At 39.3% G+C, this 24,059-nt stretch carries 24 protein-coding genes, 1 pseudogene and 1 riboswitch; of the genes and pseudogenes, 22 read left to right on the plus strand and 3 right to left on the minus strand.

The window, feature by feature from the left end; genetic code table 11:
- Window positions 1-38: 38 nt before the first annotated feature.
- The 5 genes from mreC (at window position 39) to tsf (ending at window position 4,748) form a co-directional block, all read left to right on the plus strand.
- Window positions 39-857: a rod shape-determining protein MreC gene (gene mreC / locus HT724_RS01395; RefSeq protein ID WP_173275995.1), complete on the plus strand. Its 819-nt coding sequence runs from the start codon at window positions 39-41 to the stop codon at window positions 855-857.
- Window positions 857-1,351: a rod shape-determining protein MreD gene (gene mreD / locus HT724_RS01400; RefSeq protein ID WP_173275998.1), complete on the plus strand. Its 495-nt coding sequence runs from the start codon at window positions 857-859 to the stop codon at window positions 1,349-1,351. Before mreC ends, mreD begins: the two co-directional genes overlap by 1 nt.
- Window positions 1,352-1,444: 93 nt before the next feature.
- Window positions 1,445-2,623: a CHAP domain-containing protein gene (locus HT724_RS01405; protein ID WP_112445445.1), complete on the plus strand. Its 1,179-nt coding sequence runs from the start codon at window positions 1,445-1,447 to the stop codon at window positions 2,621-2,623.
- Between the two features lie 225 nt (window positions 2,624-2,848).
- Entirely contained in the window at window positions 2,849-3,628 is a 780-nt protein-coding gene (gene rpsB / locus HT724_RS01410) for a 30S ribosomal protein S2 (RefSeq protein WP_173276000.1), read from the plus strand.
- Between the two features lie 79 nt (window positions 3,629-3,707).
- Entirely contained in the window at window positions 3,708-4,748 is a 1,041-nt protein-coding gene (gene tsf / locus HT724_RS01415; RefSeq protein WP_050223249.1) for a translation elongation factor Ts, read from the plus strand.
- Window positions 4,749-4,869: 121 nt separating this feature from the next.
- On the opposite strand, the gene cysK is transcribed toward tsf, so the two are convergent.
- The 3 genes and pseudogenes from cysK to HT724_RS01425 form a co-directional block, all read right to left on the minus strand.
- The gene (gene cysK, locus HT724_RS01420) at window positions 4,870-5,796 is read right to left on the minus strand and encodes a cysteine synthase A (protein ID WP_023940641.1); all 927 of its coding nucleotides are present in this window, start codon (window positions 5,794-5,796) and stop codon (window positions 4,870-4,872) included.
- Between the two features lie 96 nt (window positions 5,797-5,892).
- Window positions 5,893-5,976, minus strand: a pseudogene (locus tag HT724_RS10135) (PH domain-containing protein); the annotation flags it as partial.
- 104 nt (window positions 5,977-6,080) lie between these two features.
- Window positions 6,081-6,716: a YigZ family protein gene (locus HT724_RS01425; protein ID WP_173276003.1), complete on the minus strand. Its 636-nt coding sequence runs from the start codon at window positions 6,714-6,716 to the stop codon at window positions 6,081-6,083.
- A 56-nt stretch (window positions 6,717-6,772) separates the two neighbouring features.
- Here HT724_RS01425 and HT724_RS01430 point away from each other — a divergent pair, with 56 nt between their 5' ends.
- The 17 genes from HT724_RS01430 to HT724_RS01510 all read left to right on the plus strand — a co-directional run bounded on the left by HT724_RS01430 (window position 6,773) and on the right by HT724_RS01510 (window position 24,049).
- The gene (locus HT724_RS01430; protein ID WP_173276006.1) at window positions 6,773-8,071 is read left to right on the plus strand and encodes a DEAD/DEAH box helicase; all 1,299 of its coding nucleotides are present in this window, start codon (window positions 6,773-6,775) and stop codon (window positions 8,069-8,071) included.
- Complete coding sequence (locus HT724_RS01435; RefSeq protein ID WP_173276008.1) at window positions 8,068-8,730, plus strand: phosphoribosyltransferase family protein; 663 nt, start codon at window positions 8,068-8,070, stop codon at window positions 8,728-8,730. The genes HT724_RS01430 and HT724_RS01435 overlap by 4 nt, the downstream gene beginning before the upstream one ends.
- A gap of 79 nt (window positions 8,731-8,809) precedes the next feature.
- Window positions 8,810-9,358, plus strand: coding sequence for a ribosome-associated translation inhibitor RaiA (gene raiA, locus HT724_RS01440; protein ID WP_050073478.1), 549 nt, complete (start codon window positions 8,810-8,812; stop codon window positions 9,356-9,358).
- A 135-nt stretch (window positions 9,359-9,493) separates the two neighbouring features.
- Window positions 9,494-11,467 (plus strand): DHH family phosphoesterase, encoded by a 1,974-nt coding sequence (locus HT724_RS01445; RefSeq protein ID WP_173276010.1) that lies wholly within the window; start codon window positions 9,494-9,496, stop codon window positions 11,465-11,467.
- Window positions 11,464-11,916, plus strand: coding sequence for a 50S ribosomal protein L9 (gene rplI, locus HT724_RS01450; protein ID WP_000864214.1), 453 nt, complete (start codon window positions 11,464-11,466; stop codon window positions 11,914-11,916). Before HT724_RS01445 ends, rplI begins: the two co-directional genes overlap by 4 nt.
- Before the next feature lie 43 nt (window positions 11,917-11,959).
- The gene (gene dnaB, locus HT724_RS01455) at window positions 11,960-13,312 is read left to right on the plus strand and encodes a replicative DNA helicase (RefSeq protein WP_000852490.1); all 1,353 of its coding nucleotides are present in this window, start codon (window positions 11,960-11,962) and stop codon (window positions 13,310-13,312) included.
- A gap of 1 nt (window position 13,313) precedes the next feature.
- A complete protein-coding gene (locus HT724_RS01460) occupies window positions 13,314-13,580 on the plus strand; it encodes a Veg family protein (RefSeq protein ID WP_000128619.1) in 267 nt (88 codons plus the stop codon).
- Between the two features lie 88 nt (window positions 13,581-13,668).
- Window positions 13,669-14,787 carry a choline binding-anchored murein hydrolase CbpD gene (gene cbpD, locus HT724_RS01465; RefSeq protein ID WP_173276171.1) on the plus strand — a complete coding sequence of 373 codons (1,119 nt, stop codon included), beginning with the start codon at window positions 13,669-13,671 and terminating at the stop codon, window positions 14,785-14,787.
- Window positions 14,788-14,869: 82 nt separating this feature from the next.
- Window positions 14,870-14,972: riboswitch (TPP riboswitch) on the plus strand.
- 68 nt (window positions 14,973-15,040) lie between these two features.
- On the plus strand, window positions 15,041-15,331 hold the full coding sequence (locus HT724_RS01470) for a thiamine-binding protein (RefSeq protein ID WP_000647659.1): 291 nt from the start codon (window positions 15,041-15,043) through the stop codon (window positions 15,329-15,331).
- Window positions 15,294-16,052: an ABC transporter permease gene (locus HT724_RS01475; protein ID WP_173276011.1), complete on the plus strand. Its 759-nt coding sequence runs from the start codon at window positions 15,294-15,296 to the stop codon at window positions 16,050-16,052. The genes HT724_RS01470 and HT724_RS01475 overlap by 38 nt, the downstream gene beginning before the upstream one ends.
- Window positions 16,053-16,090: 38 nt before the next feature.
- Window positions 16,091-17,098, plus strand: coding sequence for an ABC transporter substrate-binding protein (locus tag HT724_RS01480; protein WP_173276013.1), 1,008 nt, complete (start codon window positions 16,091-16,093; stop codon window positions 17,096-17,098).
- Window positions 17,098-17,826: an ABC transporter ATP-binding protein gene (locus HT724_RS01485; protein WP_061438563.1), complete on the plus strand. Its 729-nt coding sequence runs from the start codon at window positions 17,098-17,100 to the stop codon at window positions 17,824-17,826. Before HT724_RS01480 ends, HT724_RS01485 begins: the two co-directional genes overlap by 1 nt.
- Before the next feature lie 118 nt (window positions 17,827-17,944).
- Window positions 17,945-18,403, plus strand: a complete 459-nt coding sequence (locus HT724_RS01490; protein ID WP_173276015.1) for a CtsR family transcriptional regulator — start codon at window positions 17,945-17,947, stop codon at window positions 18,401-18,403.
- Between the two features lies 1 nt (window position 18,404).
- The gene (locus tag HT724_RS01495) at window positions 18,405-20,837 is read left to right on the plus strand and encodes an ATP-dependent Clp protease ATP-binding subunit (RefSeq protein WP_173276017.1); all 2,433 of its coding nucleotides are present in this window, start codon (window positions 18,405-18,407) and stop codon (window positions 20,835-20,837) included.
- Between the two features lie 523 nt (window positions 20,838-21,360).
- On the plus strand, window positions 21,361-22,014 hold the full coding sequence (rr06, locus tag HT724_RS01500; RefSeq protein ID WP_050112022.1) for a two-component system response regulator RR06: 654 nt from the start codon (window positions 21,361-21,363) through the stop codon (window positions 22,012-22,014).
- Window positions 22,011-23,354, plus strand: coding sequence for a HAMP domain-containing sensor histidine kinase (locus HT724_RS01505; RefSeq protein ID WP_173276019.1), 1,344 nt, complete (start codon window positions 22,011-22,013; stop codon window positions 23,352-23,354). The genes rr06 and HT724_RS01505 overlap by 4 nt, the downstream gene beginning before the upstream one ends.
- Before the next feature lie 167 nt (window positions 23,355-23,521).
- The gene (locus tag HT724_RS01510; RefSeq protein ID WP_173276021.1) at window positions 23,522-24,049 is read left to right on the plus strand and encodes an isoprenylcysteine carboxyl methyltransferase family protein; all 528 of its coding nucleotides are present in this window, start codon (window positions 23,522-23,524) and stop codon (window positions 24,047-24,049) included.
- Window positions 24,050-24,059: the final 10 nt, after the last annotated feature.

Consider the following 24,059-nt stretch of genomic DNA (forward strand, 5'->3'; position numbering starts at 1 on the left):
AAAGTTACTGTAACAGTTTTTGCTATAAAGGTAGGGATATGAACCGTTTTAAAAAATCAAAATATGTCATTATTGTTTTTGTCACTGTTCTGCTTGTATCAGCTCTCTTGGCGACGACTTATTCAAGTACAATTGTGACAAAATTAGGAGATGGAATTTCATTGGTTGATAGGGTTGTTCAAAAACCTTTTCAGTGGTTTGATTCTGTCAAATCAGATTTGGCTCATTTGACACGAACTTATAATGAAAATGAAAGTTTGAAGAAACAGATTTACCAATTAGAAGTTAAATCAAATGAGGCGGAAAGTTTAAAGACGGAAAATGAACAACTGCGCCAATTGCTTGATATGAAGTCCAAATTGCAAGCTACAAAGACTTTGGCAGCAGATGTTATTATGCGTTCTCCGGTATCTTGGAAGCAGGAGTTGACCTTAGATGCAGGCAAATCAAAAGGGGCTTCTGAGAACATGTTAGCTATTGCCAATGGTGGCTTGATTGGGAGTGTTTCAAAAGTGGAGGAGAACTCTACTATAGTCAACCTTCTGACAAATACGGAAAATGCTGATAAGATTTCTGTTAAAATTCAACATGGTTCTACTACAATTTATGGCATTATTGTTGGCTACGACAAGGAAAATGAAGTTCTTAAAATTAGTCAATTAAATAGTAATAGCGATATTAGTACAGGCGATAAGGTGACAACGGGCGGATTAGGAAACTTTAACGTTGCTGATATTCCTGTAGGTGAAGTGGTTGCCACAACGCATAGTACAGACTATTTGACACGAGAAGTAACTGTTAAATTGAGCGCAGATACTCATAATGTGGATATGATAGAATTAGTGGGGAATTCATAATGAGACAGTTGAAGCGGGTTGGAGTGTTTTTATTGCTCCCTTTCTTTGTTCTAATTGACGCCCATATTAGCCAGCTTCTGGGCTCATTTTTCCCCCATGTACATTTGGCTAGTCATTTTCTTTTTCTATTTCTCTTATTTGAGACGATAGAAGTATCAGAGTATCTCTACCTAGTCTATTGTTTTGTGATAGGCTTGGTTTACGATGTTTACTTTTTCCATCTAATAGGGATTGCAACTCTCTTATTTATCTTATTGGGAGCCTTTCTTCATAAATTGAATAGTGTTATTTTATTGAATCGTTGGACACGAATGCTAGCCATGATTGTCCTGACCTTCCTGTTTGAAATGTGTAGTTATATTTTGGCTTTTATGGTAGGGTTGACAGTAGATAACATGTCGATTTTTATAGTCTATAGCTTGGTACCGACGATGATTTTAAATTTTTTATGGATTACTGTTTTTCAATTTATTTTTGAAAAATATTATCTATAAGAACGACATATAAATGTAACAAAGGCGTAATATTTATTGGAGTTTTTTTTGGTATACTAGTATTGTCTTAAACAGAAGGAGTATTTATTAACCATGAAGAAAAAAATCTTAGCCTCGCTTTTATTAAGTACAGTAATGGTTTCCCAGGCAGCAGTATTGACGACTGCTCATGCAGAAACGACTGATGACAAAATTGCTGCTCAAGATAATAAAATTAGTAACTTAACAGCACAACAAGAAGAAGCACAAAAACAAGTTGATCAAATTCAGGAGCAAGTATCTGCTATTCAAGCAGAGCAATCTAACTTGCAATCTGAAAATGATAGATTACAAGCAGAATCTAAGAAACTCGAGGGTGAGATTACAGAACTTTCTAAAAACATTGTTTCTCGTAACCAATCTTTAGAAAAACAAGCTCGTAGTGCTCAAACAAATGGAGCCGCAACTAGCTACATCAATACAATCGTAAACTCAAAATCAATTACAGAAGCTATTTCACGTGTTGCTGCAATGAGTGAAATCGTATCTGCGAATAACAAAATGTTAGAACAACAAAAGGCAGATAAAAAAGCTATTTCTGAAAAACAAGTAGCAAATAATGATGCTATCAATACTGTAATTGCTAATCAACAAAAATTAGCTGATGATGCTCAAGCATTGACTACGAAACAGGCAGAACTAAAGGCTGCTGAATTGAGTCTTGCTGCTGAGAAAGCGACAGCTGAAGGGGAAAAAGCAAGCCTATTAGAGCAAAAAGCAGCAGCTGAGGCTGAGGCTCGTGCAGCAGCAGCAGCAGAAGCGGCTTATAAAGAAAAACAAGCTAGCCAACAACAATCAGTACTTGCTTCAGGTAATACAAACCTAACAGCACAGGTACAAGCAGTATCTGAATCTGCAGTAGCACCTGTTCAGGCTAAAGTACGTCCAACATATAACACGGATGCCTCAACTTACCCAATTGGAGAATGTACCTGGGGAGTTAAAACATTAGCACCTTGGGCTGGAGACTATTGGGGTAATGGAGCACAGTGGGCTACAAGTGCAGCTGCAGCAGGATTCCGTACAGGATCGACACCTCAAGTTGGAGCAATTGCATGTTGGAACGATGGTGGATATGGACACGTAGCGGTTGTTACAGCTGTTGAATCAACAACACGTATCCAAGTATCAGAATCAAACTATGCAGGTAATCGTACACTTGGAAACCACCGTGGATGGTTTAATCCAACAACGACTTCTGAAGGTTTTGTAACATATATTTATGCAGACTAATTAGAGAGAGGGACTCGAATAGAGCCCTCTTTTTCAGGTTTTACCAGAGACAATAACTATTAAAAATCCCATCAAAATAGCTTGAAAATATCGAAAAAGTATGGTAGAATAAAAATTGTCGTGTGAACGATAATACTCATTCTTGATGAATTGTGAAACAGTTGCCCTTGGGTCGTTTTGCGAGTTGAAGTCAAGGAGAGGAAAAAACAAAAAGGAGAAATACTCATGGCAGTAATTTCAATGAAACAACTTCTTGAGGCTGGTGTACACTTTGGTCACCAAACTCGTCGCTGGAACCCTAAGATGGCTAAGTACATCTTTACAGAGCGTAACGGAATCCACGTTATTGACTTGCAACAAACTGTAAAATACGCTGACCAAGCATACGACTTCATGCGTGATGCAGCAGCTAACGATGCAGTTGTATTGTTCGTTGGTACTAAGAAACAAGCAGCTGATGCAGTTGCTGAAGAAGCCGTACGTTCAGGTCAATACTTCATCAACCACCGTTGGTTGGGTGGAACTCTTACAAACTGGGGAACAATCCAAAAACGTATCGCTCGTTTGAAAGAAATCAAACGTATGGAAGAAGATGGAACTTTCGAAGTTCTTCCTAAGAAAGAAGTTGCACTTCTGAACAAACAACGTGCACGTCTTGAAAAATTCTTGGGTGGTATCGAAGATATGCCTCGTATCCCAGATGTTATGTACGTAGTTGACCCACATAAAGAGCAAATCGCTGTTAAAGAAGCTAACAAATTGGGAATTCCAGTTGTAGCGATGGTCGACACAAATACTGATCCAGATGATATCGATGTAATCATCCCAGCTAACGATGACGCTATCCGCGCTGTTAAATTGATTACAGCTAAATTGGCTGATGCTATCATCGAAGGACGTCAAGGTGAGGATGCAGTAGCAGTTGAAGCAGAATTTGCAGCTTCAGAAACTCAAGCAGATTCAATTGAAGAAATCGTTGAAGTTGTAGAAGGCGACAACGCTTAATTCATAATAAATAGTAATTACCTAGGAGGGCGGGGCTTAGCCCGGCTCTCCTATTTTTAAAAAATATAGGAGAATCAAAATGGCAGAAATTACAGCTAAACTTGTTAAAGAGTTGCGTGAAAAATCTGGTGCTGGTGTTATGGACGCTAAAAAAGCATTGGTTGAAGTGGAAGGCGATATCGAAAAAGCGATTGAATTGCTTCGCGAAAAAGGTATGGCAAAAGCAGCTAAGAAAGCTGACCGTGTTGCTGCAGAAGGTTTGACTGGTGTTTATGTTGACGGTAACATTGCAGCAGTTGTTGAAGTAAATGCTGAAACTGACTTCGTTGCGAAAAACGCTCAATTTGTTGAGTTGGTAAACGCAACAGCTAAAGCAATCGTTGAAGGAAAACCAGCTAACAACGAAGAAGCTCTTGCTTTGACAATGCCTTCAGGTGAAACTCTTGAAGCTGCATACGTATCTGCAACAGCGACTATCGGAGAAAAAATCTCATTCCGTCGCTTTGCTTTGATTGAAAAAACAGATGCACAACACTTCGGAGCCTACCAACACAACGGTGGACGTATCGGTGTTATCTCTGTAATCGAAGGTGGAGACGAAGCACTTGCTAAACAAATTTCAATGCACATCGCTGCTATGAAACCAACAGTTCTTTCATACAAAGAATTGGATGAGCAATTTGTTAAAGATGAGTTGGCACAATTGAACCACGTTATCGACCAAGATAACGAAAGCCGTGCAATGGTTAACAAACCAGCTCTTCCACACTTGAAATATGGATCAAAAGCACAATTGACTGATGAAGTGATCGCTCAAGCTGAAGCTGACATCAAAGCTGAATTGGCTGCAGAAGGCAAACCAGAAAAAATCTGGGACAAAATCATCCCAGGTAAAATGGATCGCTTCATGCTTGACAATACTAAAGTTGACCAAGCTTACACACTTCTTGCACAAGTTTATATCATGGATGACAGCAAGACAGTTGAAGCATACCTTGAGTCAGTTAACGCTTCAGTAGTTGAGTTCGCTCGCTTTGAAGTTGGTGAAGGTATCGAAAAAGCTGCAAACGACTTTGAAGCTGAAGTTGCGGCTACAATGGCAGCAGCCTTGAATAACTAATTATAGAAAGGAAGTAAATTTGCTTCCTTTTTTCTATGCAGTCGATCCTTATAGGGAGAGCTTCCTATTTTCAAGGTAAAAATAAAAAGCCCTATAATAAGGGCCAATTGTATTTAGGAGACTAAACTTCAAATTCATAGAGTGCTGTAGAGAGATAACGTTCACCGTTATCTGGTGCTAGAGCAAGGACTTTTTTACCTGTACCTAATTTTTTGGCAATCTCGATGGCTCCGTAGATAGCTGCAGCTGAGGAAATCCCTACAAGGAAGCCTTCTTTTCCACCAATTTCACGTCCGAGTGCAAGAGCATCATCTGATGTTACACGAACGATACCATCATAGGCTTTAGTATCAAGTGTATCAGGAATAAATCCAGCTGAGATACCTTGAATTTTGTGAGGACCAGGTTTTTCACCAGATAGAATAGCAGATTCATCAGCTTCCACTGCATAAACTTGAATGTTTGAATTTGCTGATTTGAGTGCATGAGAAACACCAGAAATCGTTCCACCGGTACCCACTCCAGCAACAAAGGCATCTAGTCCATCTTTACCGAAAGCAGCTAGTATTTCAGCTCCTGTTGTTCTTTCGTGTACTTCTGGATTAGCTGGATTGTCAAATTGAAGAGGAAGGAAGCCATCACGTTCAGCAGCGATTTCTTGAGCCTTAGCAATAGCACCCTTCATTCCTTCGCTACCAGGCGTAAGGACGAGTTCAGCACCATAGGCTTGGATAATCTTACGGCGTTCTACACTCATAGTTTCAGGCATAACGATGACAACTTTATACCCTTTAGCAGCCCCTACCCATGAAAGTCCAATACCAGTGTTTCCACTTGTTGCTTCAACAATAGTAGAACCAGGTTTCAGAATACCATCTTGTTCAGCTTTTTCAATCATGCTAAGGGCAATACGGTCTTTTACAGATGAACCAGGATTAAATGCTTCAAGTTTTACATAGACATCTGCAGCACCTTCTGGCACAATGTTGTTGAGTCTAACAATCGGTGTTTGACCGACTAGTTCAGTAATGTTGTTATAAATAGACATATGAATACCTCTTTGTATAAGATATTTCTAGTATAACGCTATCTATACCATTTGTAAAATATAGAAATCCTATCGAAGTGATAGGATTTTTTTATATCACAGGTCTAAGCCATTAATTTTTAAGCGATTGTGATAGGCTAATTCTAGTAAATAGGTGTAAAGGAGAACGATATCAGGTTTCGTTTGAATTGCTTCATTTTCTAGTATATTTTGGTACGCATCTTTTTATTTTGCTAATTAAAGTAGCGGTGGAAATATCAGTGAAACACTGTATTATCTATTGTTTACACTAGGTTTACAGGAACCTCAACTTCGCGTAAACCTTGATCAGTTAAAGTGACTTTTCCATTAAAAAATTCTACCAGTGCAGCTTTAATAGTTTCTTTTTCTTCTTTATCAACATAAATCATCGTATCGACTTGATCTGTAAAGTTTGTATCCAGCTCCATGAGATTATGTTCTTTAAGAAAGTTACTGTACTCTTGGTACTGAGCATAAGACATTTGAATAGCAATGCCCGCCTGTTCCTTTATTTCAATGATGCCAATTTCTTTGACAGCTAAGGCGACACTGCCGGCGTAAGCACGAATTAGTCTTCCAGCGCCTAGTTTAATACCACCAAAGTAGCGTGTCACAACCACACAGACATTGGTGAGATTGTGATTTTCTAGTACCCCAAGCATGGGAACACCAGCAGTACCACTAGGCTCACCATCATCACTTGTACGTTTAATTTCACTACGTTCTCCAATAATAAAGGCAGAGCAGTTATGCGTAGCTTTGTAGTGTTCTTTTTTGATGGCAGTAATGAAGTTACGAGCTTCTTCCTCACTATAAACACGCTTGGCATGACAGATAAAGCGGGATTTTTTGATTTCTTCTTGGACTTGACCGTCCTCTTTAATTGTTCTAAATTCCATGATTTAATTGTACTAAAAAATCATCTAAAGCGCTAGATTTTTACGAATAAAGAAGTATGAAAGTAAATCCAAATTATCTCGGTCGTTTGTTTACGGAGAATGAATTAACTGAAGAAGAACGTCAGTTGGCAGAGAAACTTCCAGCAATGAGAAAGGAGAAAGGGAAACTTTTCTGTCAACGTTGTAATAGTACCATTCTAGAAGAATGGTATTTACCTATCGGTACTTACTATTGTAGGGAGTGTTTACTGATGAAGCGAGTCAGGAGTGATCAAGCTTTATACTATTTTCCGCAGGAGGATTTTCCGAAGCAAGATGTTCTCAAATGGCGCGGCCAATTAACTCCTTTTCAAGAGAAGGTGTCAGAGGGACTACTTCAAGCAGTAGACAAGCAAAAGCCAACCTTAGTTCATGCGGTAACAGGAGCTGGAAAGACAGAAATGATTTATCAAGTAGTGGCTAAAGTGATTAATGGAGGTGGTGCAGTGTGTTTGGCTAGTCCTCGCATAGATGTTTGTTTGGAGCTGTATAAGCGCCTGCAAGATGATTTTGCTTGCGGAATAGCTTTGCTACATGGAGAATCGGAACCTTATTTTCGAACACCACTAGTTGTTGCGACGACCCATCAGTTATTGAAGTTTTATCAAGCTTTTGATTTGCTGATAGTGGATGAAGTAGATGCTTTTCCTTATGTTGATAATCCCACGCTTTACCACGCTGTCAAGAATAGTGTAAAGGAGAATGGATTGAGAATCTTTTTAACAGCGACTTCGACTGATGAGTTAGATAAAAAGGTCCGTTTAGGAGAACTAAAAAGACTGAGTTTACCGAGACGGTTTCATGGAAATCCGTTGATTATTCCAAAACCAATTTGGTTATCGGATTTTAATCGCTACTTAGATAAGAAGTGTTTGTTACCAAAGTTAAAGTCCTATATTGATAAGCAGAGAAAGACAGGTTATCCGTTACTCATTTTTGCATCAGAAATTAAGAAAGGGGAGCAGTTAAAAGAAATCTTACAGGAGAAATTTCCAAATGAGAAAATTGGCTTTGTATCTTCTGTAACAGAGGATCGATTAGAGCAGGTGCAAGCATTTCGAGATGGAGAACTGACAATACTTATCAGTACGACTATATTGGAGCGTGGAGTTACCTTTCCTTGCGTGGATGTTTTCGTAGTAGAGGCCAACCATCGTCTGTTTACCAAATCTAGTTTGATTCAGATTGGTGGACGAGTTGGACGAAGTATGGATAGACCGACAGGAGATTTATTTTTCTTCCATGACGGGTTAAATACTTCAATCAAGAAGGCAATTAAGGAAATTCAGCAGATGAATAAGGAGGCGGGGCTGTGAAGTGCTTATTGTGTGGGGAGACTATGAAGGCTGTTTTAACTTTTATTAGTCTCTTACTTCTGAGGAATGATGTCTCCTGTCTTTGTTTAGATTGTGATTCTACTTTTGAGAGAATTGGAGAAGAGTACTGTCCAAACTGTATGAAAACAGGATTGTCAACAAAGTGTCAAGATTGTCAATTTTGGTGTAAAGAAGGAGTTGAAGTCAGTCATAGAGCGATTTTTACTTACAATCAAGCTATGAAGGATTTTTTCAGTCGGTATAAGTTTGATGGAGACTTCCTTTTAAGAAAAGTGTTTGTTTCATTTTTAAGTGAGGAGTTAAAAAAGTACAAAGAGTATCAATTTGTAGTTATTCCATTAAGTAAGGAGAGATATGCTAACAGAGGATTTAATCAGGTTGAAGGATTGGTAGATGCAGCAGGCTTTGCGTATCTGGATTTATTAGAAAAGAGAGAAGAGCGAGCTAGTTCTTCTAAAAGTCGCTCAGAGCGTTTGGAGACAGAATTTCCTTTCTTTATTAAAAGTGGAGTCCGCATTCCTAAGAAAATCCTACTTATAGATGATATTTATACTACAGGAACAACTATAAATCGTGTGAAGAAACTGCTGGAAGAAGCTGGTGCTGAGGATGTAAAAACATTTTCCCTTGTAAGATGAGGAAAAAATTTGCAAAAATAGAATGAAAGCGTTATAATAAAATCATAAAAACAAAAATGTTTAGAAAGAAGGTACTCATATGATTAAATATAGTATCCGTGGTGAAAACCTAGAAGTAACAGAAGCAATTCGTGATTATGTAGTTTCTAAACTCGAAAAGATCGAAAAGTACTTCCAGCCAGAACAAGAGTTGGATGCCCGAATTAACTTAAAAGTTTATCGTGAAAAAACGGCTAAAGTGGAAGTAACGATTCCGCTTGGATCTATTACTCTCCGCGCAGAAGATGTGTCTCAAGATATGTATGGTTCAATTGACCTTGTAACTGATAAAATTGAACGTCAGATTCGTAAAAACAAAACAAAAATTGAGCGTAAAAATAAAAATAAGGTAGCAACTAGTCAATTATTTACAGATGCTTTGGTGGAAGATTCAAATGTTGTCCAGTCTAAAGTTGTTCGTTCAAAACAAATTGATTTAAAACCAATGGATTTGGAAGAAGCTATTCTACAAATGGATTTGTTAGGACATGATTTCTTTATCTATGTGGATGTTGAAGATCAAACAACCAATGTGATTTATCGTCGTGAAGATGGTGAAATTGGTCTGTTAGAAGTTAAAGAATCTTAATTTCAATATGTGTAAAGGTAGGTTTGCTGAATTGTAAACCTCCTTTTTCTTATAATTGATAGAATTACTGATTACACTTTTAAAAAGTCGCTTTTTGAGGGGTATTATGGTATAATGGGTGCCAAGAGGTTTGGAATGAAAAAATTTTATGTAAGTCCATTCTTTCCTATTCTAGTAGGATTGATTGCGTTTGGAGTCTTATCCACTTTCATTATTTTTGTTAATAATAATCTGTTGACGGTTTTCATTTTGTTTCTTTTTGTAGGAGGCTATGTTTTTTTATTTAAGAAACTGAGAGTGCATTATACAAGGAGTGATGTAGAACAGATACAGTATGTAAACCACCAAGCGGAAGAAAGTTTGACATCTCTATTGGAACAGATGCCTGTAGGTGTTATGAAATTGAATTTATCTTCTGGAGAGGTTGAGTGGTTTAATCCCTATGCCGAATTGATTTTGACCAAGGAAGATGGCGATTTTGATTTGGAAGCTGTTCAAACGATTATCAAGGCTTCAGTAGGAAATCCGTCTACTTATGCCAAGCTGGGTGAGAAGCGTTATGCTGTTCATATGGATGCTTCTTCCGGTGTTTTGTATTTTGTAGATGTATCCAGGGAACAAGCCATAACAGATGAATTAGTAACGAGTCGACCAGTGATTGGAGTTGTGTCTGTGGATAATTATGATGATTTGGAGGATGCAACTTCTGAGTCAGATATTAGTCAAATCAATAGTTTTGTAGCTAATTTTATATCAGAGTTTTCAGAAAAATACATGATGTTTTCTCGTCGGGTAAGTATGGATCGATTTTATCTATTTACTGACTACACGGTGCTTGAGGGCTTGATGAATGATAAATTTTCTGTTATTGATGCTTTCAGAGAAGAGTCGAAACAAAGACAGTTGCCCTTGACCTTAAGCATGGGATTTTCTTATGGCGATGGAAATCATGATGAAATAGGGAAAGTTGCTTTGCTCAACTTGAACTTGGCTGAAGTACGTGGTGGCGACCAGGTGGTTGTCAAGGAGAATGATGAAACGAAAAATCCAGTCTACTTTGGCGGTGGGTCGGCTGCGTCCATCAAGCGCACTCGTACCCGTACTCGATCAATGATGACAGCCATATCTGATAAGATTCGTAGTGTGGATCAAGTGTTTGTAGTTGGGCATAGAAATTTAGATATGGATGCTTTGGGCTCTGCTGTAGGTATGCAGTTGTTCGCCAGCAATGTGATTGAAAATAGCTATGCTCTTTATGATGAAGAACAAATGTCTCCAGATATTGAACGAGCTGTTTCATTTTTAGAAAAAGAAGGAGTTACGAAGTTGTTGTCTGTTAAGGATGCAATGGGGATGGTGACCAATCGTTCTTTGTTGATTCTTGTAGACCATTCAAAGACAGCCTTAACATTATCAAAAGAATTTTATGATTTATTTACCCAAACCATCGTCATTGACCACCATAGAAGGGATCAGGATTTCCCAGACAATGCAGTTATTACTTATATCGAAAGTGGTGCAAGCAGTGCCAGCGAGTTGGTAACAGAATTGATTCAGTTCCAGAATTCTAAGAAAAATCGTTTGAGTCGTATGCAAGCAAGTGTCTTAATGGCTGGTATGATGTTGGATACTAAAAATTTCACCTCGCGAGTTACCAGTCGGACATTTGATGTTGCTAGCTATCTCAGAACGCGCGGAAGCGATAGTATTGCTATCCAGGAAATCGCTGCGACAGATTTTGAAGAATATCGTGAGGTCAATGAACTGATTTTACAGGGGCGTAAATTAGGTTCAGATGTACTAATAGCAGAGGCTAAGGACACGAAATGCTATGATACAGTTGTTATTAGTAAGGCAGCAGATGCCATGTTAGCTATGTCAGGTATTGAAGCGAGTTTTGTTCTTGCGAAAAATACACAAGGCTTTATATCCATCTCAGCTCGGAGTCGTAGTAAACTGAATGTGCAACGGATTATGGAAGAGTTAGGCGGTGGAGGTCACTTTAATTTGGCAGCAGCTCAAATTAAAGATTTAACCTTGTCAGAAGCAGGTGAAAAACTGACAGAAATTGTATTAAATGAAATAAAGGAAAAGGAGAAAGAAGAATGAAAGTAATCTTTTTAGCAGATGTTAAAGGAAAAGGTAAAAAAGGCGAAATTAAGGAAGTACCAACAGGGTATGCGCAAAACTTTCTTATCAAAAAGAACCTAGCCAAAGAAGCGACTGCTCAAGCTGTAGGTGAACTTCGTGGTAAACAAAAATCCGAAGAGAAAGCTCACGCTGAGATGATTGCAGAAGCAAAAGCAATTAAAGCCCAACTTGAAGCAGAAGAAACGGTTGTAGAATTTGTTGAAAAAGTTGGTCCAGATGGCCGTACCTTTGGTTCTATTACCAATAAGAAGATTGCAGAAGAATTGCAAAAGCAATTTGGAATTAAGATTGATAAACGTCATATCCAAGTACAAGCTCCGATTCGAGCAGTTGGTTTGATTGATGTGCCAGTGAAAATCTATCAAGATATCACAAGTGTAATCAATCTTCGTGTGAAAGAAGGATAAATTTACACCTTCTTGACAAGATTGTAAAAGGAAGGGAAGTCTGATGGCAGAAGTAGAAGAGTTACGAGTACAACCTCAAGATATCTTAGCTGAGCAATCCGTTTTAGGGGCTATCTTTATTGATGAGAGTAAGCTTGTTTTTGTACGAGAATATATTGAGTCTCGGGACTTTTTTAAGTATGCCCATCGTTTGATTTTCCAAGCTATGGTTGATTTATCCGATCGTGGCGATGCTATAGATGCAACAACGGTTCGTACCATTCTTGATAATCAAGGTGATTTACAGAATATTGGTGGCTTGTCTTACTTGGTTGAGATTGTCAATTCTGTGCCAACTTCTGCTAATGCGGAGTATTATGCTAAGATTGTTGCAGAAAAAGCAATGCTACGGCGTTTAATCGCCAAGTTGACAGAGTCTGTCAATCAAGCTTACGAGGCTTCGCAACCAGCTGATGAAATCATTGCTCAGGCAGAAAAAGGGCTGATTGATGTCAGCGAAAATGCTAATCGAAGTGGATTTAAGAATATTCGAGATGTGTTGAATGTCAACTTTGGAAATCTGGAAGCTCGCTCGCAACAAACGACCGATATTACAGGGATTGCGACAGGTTATCGTGATCTGGATCATATGACGACTGGTCTGCACGAGGAGGAGTTGATTATTCTAGCAGCCCGTCCAGCGGTTGGTAAGACAGCCTTTGCCTTGAATATTGCTCAGAATATTGGGACTAAGTTGGACAAAACGGTTGCTATTTTTTCACTCGAAATGGGTGCGGAAAGTCTAGTAGACCGTATGCTTGCGGCAGAAGGGTTGGTTGAGTCGCATTCTATCCGTACGGGGCAATTGACCGATGAGGAATGGCAAAAGTATACCATTGCTCAAGGGAATCTAGCGAATGCAAGTATCTATATTGATGATACACCAGGGATTCGGATTACAGAGATTCGTTCTCGTTCTCGTAAACTGGCTCAAGAAACTGGAAATCTTGGTTTGATTTTGATAGACTATTTGCAGCTTATCACGGGAACTGGCCGAGAAAATCGTCAACAAGAAGTTTCAGAAATTTCACGTCAGTTGAAGATCTTAGCCAAGGAACTGAAAGTTCCTGTAATTGCTCTAAGTCAGCTTTCTCGTGGTGTAGAACAACGTCAGGATAAAAGACCAGTCTTGTCTGATATTCGTGAATCTGGGTCTATTGAGCAGGATGCTGATATCGTAGCTTTTCTCTATCGCGATGACTACTATGAGCGTGGTGGTGAAGAAGAGGAAGGCATACCAAATAATAAGGTAGAAGTTATTATCGAGAAAAACCGTAGTGGAGCTCGTGGAACAGTGGAATTGATTTTCCAAAAAGAATACAATAAATTTTCAAGTATCTCAAAAAGGGAGGCATAAAATGACAGATGCATTTACAGATGTAGCTAAGATGAAAAAAATCAAAGAGGAAATCAAGGCACATGAGGGTCATGTAATTGAAATGACCTTGGAAAATGGACGTAAGCGCCAAAAAAATAGATTGGGTAAGTTAATTGAAGTGTATCCATCCCTATTTATTGTGGAATTTGGGAATGTGGAAGGAGATAAACAAGCTAATGTTTACGTTGAATCCTTTACTTACTCAGATATCCTTACTGAAAAGAATTTGATTCATTATCTTGACTAAAGTGAGAAATTTTCTCACTTTTTCTTTTTTCTCCGAATAGTTTAAGTGAAGGCAATCTTCGATTTATATTATTTTTCAAGGAGGAAGAATTAAAATTTTACCGTTTAAAGTAACAGAGACAAGGTTTTCTTTCAGAAAATCAGCTAAAAAGATTGTTCCCTTTTTAGTAGTAGGATTGATGTTAGCAGCGGGTAATAGTGTATATGCCTATTCTGGAGGAAATGGATCGATTGCGCGTGGGGATGATTATCCTGCTTACTATAAAAATGGGAGTCAGGAAATTGATCAGTGGCGCATGTACTCTCGTCAGTGTACTTCTTTTGCAGCCTTTCGTTTGAGTAGTGTCAATGGTTTTGAGATTGCAAAGGCTTATGGAAATGCGAATGAATGGGGACATCGTGCTCGTCGTGAAGGCTATCGTGTAGATAATACACCGACGATTGGCTCTATTGCTTGGTCTACTGCAGGAATTTATGGGCATGTTGCCTGGGTGTCAAATGTAATGGGAGATCAGATTGAGATCGAGGAATATAACTATGGTTATACAGAAGCCTATAATAAACGAAGTATAAAAGCAAATATGATGACAGGATTTATTCATTTTAAAGATTTGGCTGGTGGCAGTGTTGGGAATAGTCAAACCTCAGTTTCAACAGGAGGAACACATTATTTCAAGTCTAAGTCTGCTATCAAAAATCAGCCATTAGTTAGCGCAACTGCGATTGATTACTATTATCCTGGGGAGAAGGTTCATTATGATCAAATTCTCGAAAAAGATGGCTACAAGTGGTTGAGTTATACGGCTTATAACGGAAGTCGTCGTTATATACAGCTAGAGGGGGTGACTTCTTCACAGAATTATCAGAATCAATCAGGAAATAGCTCTAATTATAGCTCAAATACTGGATTGACTGTCGGTTGGAAGAAAATAAATGGTAGTTGGTATCATTTCAAATCAAATGGGTCTAAATCAACGGGATGGTTGAAAGATGGTTCTAGCTGGTATTATTTGAAATCATCTGGTGAAATGCAGACAGGATGGTTAAAGGAAAATGGCTCGTGGTATTATCTGGATAGTCCAGGGGCAATGAAAACAGGCTGGTATCAAGTTTCTGGTAAGTGGTATTATTCTTACTCTTCAGGCGTCTTAGCTGTCAATACGACGGTGGATGGCTACAGAGTAAACAGTGATGGAGAACGAGTATAGAAAATTGGAGTAGAAAATTTTTCCTGCTCTTTTCTGTAAGCAGTTTCCTTGACATTTTTCTTATTTTGCGCTATCATATATCTATATAATATATGGGAGTCTGTGTACAGTCTGAGAGGAAGTGTTAAACTTCGACCGCACCTGATCTGGGTAATGCCAGCGTAGGGAACGATACTTAGTCTATTCTTGACCTTTTCCATATATGGTAAAGGTTTTTCTTTTTGTCAAAGGAAAACGAGAAGAGGAGGTTTTTATGAAAGCAAGCATTGCCTTGCAAGTTTTACCCCTAGCACAGGGGATTGATCGGATAGCTGTTATCGATCAGGTCATTGCTTATCTGCAAGCTCAAGAAGTGACCATGGTGGTGACACCATTTGAAACGGTCTTGGAAGGGGAGTTTGATGAGCTCATGCGCATTCTCAAAGAAGCGCTGGAAGTGGCAGGGCAGGAGGCAGATAATGTCTTTGCCAATGTCAAAATAAATGTAGGAGAGATTTTAAGTATTGATGAGAAACTTGAAAAGTATACTGAGACGACACATTAGTCTATTGGGCTTTCTCGGAGTTTTGTCAATCTGGCAGTTAGCAGGTTTGCTTAAACTTCTCCCCAAGTTTATCCTGCCGACACCTCTTGAAATCCTCCAGTCTTTTGTGCGTGATAGAGAATTTCTCTGGCACCATAGCTGGGCGACCTTGAGAGTGGCTTTGCTAGGTCTAATTTTGGGAGTCTTGATTGCCTGTCTCATGGCTGTACTTATGGATAGTTTGACTTGGCTCAATGACCTGATTTACCCTATGATGGTGGTTGTTCAGACTATCCCGACTATTGCTATAGCCCCTATCCTGGTCTTGTGGCTAGGTTATGGCATTCTGCCCAAGATTGTCTTGATTATCTTGACGACAACCTTCCCCATCATCGTCAGCATTTTGGACGGTTTTAGGCATTGTGACAAGGATATGCTGACCTTGTTTAGTCTGATGCGGGCCAAGCCTTGGCAAATCCTGTGGCATTTTAAAATTCCAGTCAGTCTGCCTTACTTTTATGCAGGTCTGAGGGTCAGTGTCTCCTACGCCTTTATCACAACAGTGGTATCTGAGTGGTTGGGAGGCTTTGAAGGACTAGGTGTCTACATGATTCAGTCCAAGAAACTGTTTCAGTATGATACCATGTTTGCTATTATTATTCTGGTATCGATTATCAGCCTTCTGGGTATGAAATTGGTCGATGTCAGTGAAAAATATGTTATTAAATGGAAACGTTCGTAGAATTAGAATGTTTCTGAAAAAGAAAAGAGGAAATCAAAATGAAGAAAACATGGAAAGTGTTTTTAACGCTTGTGACAGCTCTTGTAGCTGTTGTGCTTGTAGCCTGTGGTCAAGGAACTGCTTCTAAGGACAACAAAGAGGCAGAACTCAAGAAGATCGACTTTATCCTAGACTGGACACCAAATACCAACCACACAGGGCTTTATGTTGCCAAGGAAAAAGGCTATTTCAAGGAAGCTGGAGTGGATGTTGATTTGAAATTGCCACCAGAAGAAAGTTCTTCTGACTTGGTTATTAACGGAAAGGCACCATTTGCAGTTTATTTCCAAGACTACATGGCTAAGAAATTGGAAAAAGGGGCAGGAATTACTGCCGTTGCAGCTATTGTTGAACACAATACATCAGGAATCATCTCTCGTAAGTCTGACAATATCAATAGTCCTAAAGACTTGGTTGGGAAGAAATACGGAACTTGGAATGACCCAACTGAACTTGCTATGTTGAAAACATTGGTAGAGTCACAAGGTGGGGACTTTGATAAAGTCGAAAAAGTACCAAACAACGATTCAAACTCTATCACACCGATTGCCAATGGAGTATTTGACACTGCTTGGATCTACTACGGTTGGGATGGTATCCTTGCTAAATCTCAAGGTGTAGATGCTAATTTCATGTACTTGAAAGACTACGTTAAAGAATTTGACTACTACTCACCAGTTATCATCGCCAACAACGACTATTTGAAAGACAACAAGGAAGAAGCTCGCAAAGTTATCCAAGCTATCAAAAAAGGCTACCAATACGCTATGGAACATCCAGAAGAAGCTGCGGGTATCCTCATTAAGAATGCACCTGAACTCAAGGAAAAACGTGACTTTGTCATCGAATCTCAAAAATACTTGTCAAAAGAATACGCAAGCGACAAGGAAAAATGGGGTCAATTTGATGCAGCTCGCTGGAATGCCTTCTACAAATGGGATAAAGAAAATGGTATCCTTAAAGAAGACTTGACAGATAAAGGCTTCACTAACGAATTTGTGAAATAATGACAGAAATTAGACTAGAACACGTCAGTTATGCCTATGGTCAGGAGAGGATTTTAGAGGACATCAATCTGAAAGTGACTTCAGGTGAAGTGGTTTCCATCCTAGGTCCAAGTGGTGTAGGAAAGACCACCCTCTTTAATCTGATCGCAGGGATTTTAGAAGTTCAGTCAGGGAGAATTGTCCTTGATGGTGAAGAAAATCCCAAGGGGCGCGTGAGTTATATGTTGCAAAAGGACTTGCTCTTGGAGCACAAGACGGTGCTTGGTAATATCATTCTGCCCCTCTTGATTCAAAAGGTGGATAAGGCGGAAGCTATTGCTCGCGCGGATGAAATTCTTGCGACCTTCCAGTTGACAGCTGTACGGGACAAGTATCCTCATGAACTTAGTGGTGGGATGCGCCAGCGTGTAGCCTTGCTTCGAACCTACCTTTTCGGGCACAAGCTCTTTCTCTTGGATGAGGCCTTTAGCGCCTTGGATGAGATGACCAAGATGGAACTACACGCTTGGTACCTTGAGATTCACAAGCAGTTGCAGCTAACAACCTTGATCATCACGCATAGTATCGAGGAGGCCCTCAGTCTCAGCGACCGCATCTATATCTTGAAAAATCGCCCTGGGCAGATTGTTTCAGAAATTAAACTAGATTGGTCTGAAGATGAGGACAAGGAAGTCCAAAAGATTGCCTACAAACGTCAAATCTTAGCAGAATTAGGCTTAGATAAGTAGAAAAATAGGGAGTTGGTGAAGATTATCCTTTACCAGCGCCCTTTTTCTTTTAAAAATGAGAAAATTTCGGTATAATAGTCAAAGATAGTCAAGGTTTAAAGAGAGAGGTGGGTTTGTAATGAGATTTAAAAATACATCGGATCATATTGAGGCCTACATCAAGGCGATTTTAGATCAATCTGGTATCGTGGAGTTGCAACGTAGTCAGTTGGCAGATACCTTTCAGGTTGTCCCTAGTCAGATTAACTATGTGATCAAGACACGATTTACTGAAAGTAGAGGCTACTTGGTTGAAAGTAAGCGTGGTGGCGGAGGCTATATTCGTATAGGACGGATTGAGTTTTCTAGTCATCATGAAATGCTCAGGGAGCTGCTTTACTCGATTGGTGAGCGGGTCAGTCAAGAAATTTATGAGGATATTCTACAGCTTTTGGTTGAGCAGGGATTGATGACCAAGCAGGAGATGAATTTGCTAGTATCAGTAGCTTTGGATCGCGTTCTAGGAGAAGAAGCTCCAGTCCTTCGTGCAAACATGCTACGACAGGTTATACAAGAGGTAGATAGAAAAGGGAAGTAAGATGAACTATTCAAAAGCATTGAATGAATGTATCGAAAGTGCCTACATGGTGGCTGGCCATTTTGGAGCTCATTATCTAGAGTCTTGGCACTTGTTGATTGCCATGTCCAATCACAGTTATAGTGTGGCAGGGGCAACTTTAAATGATTATCCATATGAGATGGACCGTTTAGAAGAAGTCGCTTTGGAACTGACTGAAACGGACTATAGCCAGGATGAAATCTTTACGGAATTGCCGTTTTCTCATCGTTTGCAGGTCCTTCTTGATGAAGCAGAGTATGTAGCGTCAGTGGTCCATGCTAAGGTGCTAGGGACGGAGCACGTCCTTTATGCGATTTTGCATGATGGAAATGCCTTGGCGACTCGTATCTTGGAGAGGGCTGGTTTTTCTTATGAAGACAAGAAAGATCAGGTTAAGATTGCTGCCCTACGTCGAAATCTAGAAGAACGTGCAGGCTGGACTCGTGAAGACCTCAAGGCTCTACGCCAACGCCATCGTACAGTAGCTGACAAGCAAAATTCTATGGCTAATATGATGGGCATGCCCCAGACTCCAAGCGGTGGTCTCGAGGACTATACGCATGATTTGACAGAGCAAGCTCGTTCTGGCAAGTTAGAGCCAGTCATTGGTCGGGACAAGGAAATCTCGCGTATGATTCAAATTTTGAGCCGGAAGACTAAGAATAATCCTGTCTTGGTTGGGGATGCTGGTGTCGGGAAAACTGCTCTGGCGCTTGGTATTGCCCAGCGTATTGCTAGTGGTGATGTACCTGCGGAAATGGCTAAGATGCGCGTGTTAGAGCTTGATTTGATGAATGTCGTTGCAGGGACACGTTTCCGTGGTGACTTTGAAGAGCGCATGAACAATATCATCAAGGATATTGAAGAAGATGGTCAAGTAATTCTATTTATCGACGAACTCCACACCATCATGGGTTCTGGGAGCGGGATTGATTCGACTCTGGATGCGGCCAATATCTTGAAGCCAGCCTTGGCGCGTGGAACTTTGAGAACGGTTGGTGCCACCACTCAGGAAGAATATCAAAAACATATCGAAAAAGATGCTGCCCTTTCTCGTCGTTTTGCTAAAGTAACGATTGAAGAGCCAAGTGTTGCAGACAGCATGACCATTTTGCAAGGTTTGAAGGCGACTTATGAGAAACATCACCGTGTGCAAATCACAGATGAAGCGGTTGAAACAGCGGTCAAGATGGCTCATCGTTACTTGACCAGTCGCCATTTGCCAGACTCTGCTATCGATCTCTTGGATGAGGCAGCAGCAACAGTGCAAAATAAATCAAAGCATGTAAAAGCAGACGATTCTGACTTGAGTCCAGCTGACAAGGCCTTGATGGATGGCAAGTGGAAACAGGCAGCCCAGCTAATCGCAAAAGAAGAGGAAGTGCCTGTCTATAAAGACTTGGTGACAGAGTCTGATATTTTGACCACCTTGAGTCGCTTGTCAGGTATTCCAGTCCAAAAACTGACTCAAACGGATGCCAAGAAATACCTGAATCTGGAAGCTGAATTGCACAAACGTGTCATCGGTCAAGATCAAGCTGTTTCAAGTATTAGCCGTGCGATTCGCCGCAACCAGTCAGGGATTCGCAGTCATAAGCGTCCGATTGGTTCCTTTATGTTCCTAGGACCAACAGGTGTCGGGAAGACCGAATTGGCCAAGGCTTTGGCGGAAGTTCTTTTTGATGACGAATCAGCTCTTATCCGCTTTGATATGAGTGAGTATATGGAGAAATTCGCAGCCAGTCGTCTCAACGGAGCTCCTCCAGGCTATGTGGGGTATGAAGAAGGTGGGGAGTTGACCGAGAAAGTTCGCAACAAACCCTATTCCGTTCTCCTCTTTGATGAGGTAGAAAAGGCTCACCCAGACATCTTTAATGTTCTCTTGCAGGTTTTGGATGATGGTGTCTTGACCGATAGCAAGGGTCGCAAGGTTGACTTTTCAAATACTATTATCATCATGACGTCAAATCTTGGTGCGACAGCCCTTCGTGATGACAAGACTGTCGGATTTGGGGCTAAGGATATTCGTTTTGATCAGGAAAATATGGAAAAACGCATGTTCGAAGAGCTGAAAAAAGCTTATAGACCTGAGTTTATCAACCGTATTGATGAAAAGGTAGTCTTCCATAGTCTATCTAGTGACCATATGCAGGAAGTAGTGAAGATTATGGTCAAACCTTTAGTGGCAAGTTTGGCTGAAAAAGGCATTGACTTGAAATTACAAGCTTCAGCACTGAAATTGTTGGCAAATCAAGGATATGACCCAGAGATGGGAGCTCGTCCACTTCGCAGAATCCTGCAAACAGAAGTGGAGGACAAGTTGGCAGAACTTCTTCTCAAGGGAGAATTAGAGGCAGGTAGCACACTTAAGATTGGTGTTAAAGCAGGCCGGTTAAAATTTGATATTGCATAAAAGAATAAAAGTATCAGCGACCATAACTCATAGTGGAGTGATACTTAATGAAAATCAAAGAGCAAATTAGGAAGCTAGCCGCAGGTTGCTCAAAACACTGTTTTGAGGTTGCAGATAGAGCTGACGTGGTTTGAAGAGATTTTCGAAGAGTATGAAACTAAAACCTATAGCTTCTAAAGGATCCGTGGTTTTCACTATTCAACCCAAAATTCATATGTTTATTACCCTCCATCGTATTTGTCTTAGAGCGTGTGTAGTAGAAAAAGAGCAGTCTTATCTGAAATTTTTATCCTTTCAAAAGAGACCTGTTTCTTTTTTGCCTGTCAAATCCGTTCTAGCTGGTATTTGAAAAATCAAACTAAGCTGCAAGATGAATGATTTTCTTGTATTGACGTTGTTGTTGACAACAAGTAGCGGATAAATGAAATCCATTCCATTATCATAGATGATAGGCTGGTAGGAAATTTTCAAATAACATACAGGGAATAGATGTGTGAAGTTCCGGTAGTAGAAAGGGAGAAAGATGAACATTTTAGTTGCAGATGACGAGGAAATGATTAGAGAAGGAATTGCAGCATTTCTGACAGAAGAGGGTTATCACGTCATTATGGCTAAGGATGGACAAGAGGCCTTGGAAAAATTTCAGGATCTCCCTATCCATCTCATGGTACTGGATTTAATGATGCCTAGGAAGAGTGGTTTTGAAGTGTTAAAAGAAATCAATCAAGAGCACGATATTCCTGTCATCGTCTTGAGTGCTCTAGGAGATGAAACTACTCAGTCACAGGTATTTGATCTCTATGCTGATGATCATGTGACAAAGCCTTTTTCTTTGGTACTGCTTGCCAAGCGTATTAAAGCGCTTATCAGACGTTACTACGTCATAGAGGATCTTTGGCAATATCAGGATGCAACAGTGGATTTTACCTCTTACAAAGCACATTATAAAAATGAAGAAATTGATCTCAAACCAAAGGAATTATTGGTACTAAAGTGTTTGATTCAACATAAAAATCAAGTTTTAAGTAGAGAGCAGATATTGGAAGAAATTTCAAAAGATGTAGCTGATTTACCTTGTGATAGGGTCGTTGATGTCTATATTCGTACTCTTCGCAAAAAATTAGCTTTAGATTGCATTGTGACTGTGAAAAATGTTGGGTATAAGATTAGCTTATGATAAAAAATCCTAAATTATTAACCAAGTCTTTTTTAAGAAGTTTTGCAATTCTAGGTGGTGTTGGTCTAGTCATTCATATAGCTATTTATTTGACCTTTCCTTTTTATTATATTCAATTGGAGGGGGAAAAGTTTAATGAGAGTGCAAGAGTGTTTACGGAGTATTTAAAGACTAAGACAGCTGATGAAATTCCAAGCTTACTCCAGTCTTATTCAAAGTCCTTGACCATATCTGCTCACCTTAAAAGAGATATCTTAGATAAGCGGCTCCCTCTTGTGCATGACTTAGATATTAAAGATGGAGAGCTATCAAATTATATCGTGATGTTAGATATGCCTGTTAGTACAGCAGATGGTAAACAGGTAACGGTGCAGTTTGTGCAGGGAGTGGATATCTACAAAGAAGCAAAGAATATTTTGCTTTTGTATCTCCCATATACATTTTTGGTTACAATTGCTTTTTCCTTTGTTTTTTCTTATTTTTATACGAAACGCTTGCTCAATCCTCTTTTTTACATTTCAGAAGTGACTAGTAAGATGCAAGATTTGGATGATAATATTCGTTTTGATGAAAGCAGAAAAGATGAAGTTGGTGAAGTTGGAAAGCAGATTAATGGTGTGTATGAGCACTTGTTGAAGGTTATTCATGAGTTGGAAAATCGCAATGAGCAAATTGTAAAATTGCAAAATCAAAAGGTTTCCTTTGTCCGTGGAGCATCACATGAATTAAAGACACCTCTAGCTACTCTCAGGATTATCTTAGAAAATATGCAATACAATGTGGGGGATTATAAAGATCATCCTAAGTATCTTGAAAAGAGTATTGATAAAATCGATCAGATGAGTTTCTTGCTAGAGGAAGTGTTGGAATCTTCTAAATTTCAAGAATGGACAGAGTGCAGTGAGATTTTAAAGGTAAATACCGTTTTGACAGATGTTTTGTCTCGATATCAGGAATTGGCATTTTCTAAAAATCTTGTGATTGATAATCAGTTGACTACTGATACAAAAGTAAGGATGAGCTTGAAGGCTTTGGATAAAGTCTTGACAAATCTTATCAGTAATGCTATCAAGTACTCAGATCAATCTGGCATTGTGACTATTTCTGAGCAAGATGGTTATCTTTCTATTAGGAATACATGTGCTCCTTTGAATCAGGAAGAGTTAGAACATTTATTTGATATTTTTTACCATTCACAAATTGTAACAGACAGAGAAACAGGATCAGGATTGGGTCTTTATATTGTTAAGAATATCTTAGAGAGTCATCGTATGTCCTATAGTTTCTTGCCTTATGAACAAGGGATGGAATTTAAAATCTGCTTGTTACCAGATAGTTAGCTTTAGTAAGACTCTTTTCTTACTTGAGGATAATTTAAGGAAGCATAGTTTGAATGGTAGTGATAGAGTAAATCAAAGAACGGAATCAGTTTTCGTTCTTTTTCTTTTCCAATTCATATTGGGTTAACATAGAGATGTTACAGTAGTAGTAAAGAAAGGGGATCGTGATGATAGCAATAATCATTATCTGTGTATTTTTAATTCGCTTGTTGTTCCTAAAGAAATCAATTGCAAATGAAAAACGGCTTCGTAGGGATGGTGGGCGAGAATTTGGCATTAAAAATACCAAACGTCTTACCTTGGTTCATATTGTTTTTTATCTGGCTTGTTTTATGGAAGCCCTAGTCTATCGACCGTCTTTCAATATGATGAGTGTTGCGGGTTTGGTGCTCCTGATATTCTCTATGTTGATGTTGCTACTTGTTATTCATCTGCTTGGGGATATTTGGACAGTCAAGTTGATGTTAGCACCGAATCATAAGTTTGTGGATCATGTCTTATTTAGGACAGTAAAACATCCCAATTACTTTTTAAATATCCTTCCTGAGTTGATTGGCTTGACCTTGCTGAGTCATGCCTATATGACTTTTGTTTTAGTTTTTCCAGTTTATGCAGTTATTTTGTATCGACGAATAGCTGAAGAGGAAAAGTTATTACATGAAGTTATAATCCCAAATGGAAGCATAAAGAGATAAATACAAGATT

Origin of the sequence: Streptococcus sp. k-402, assembly GCF_013277515.1 — a bacterium.
GTDB lineage: Bacteria > Bacillota > Bacilli > Lactobacillales > Streptococcaceae > Streptococcus.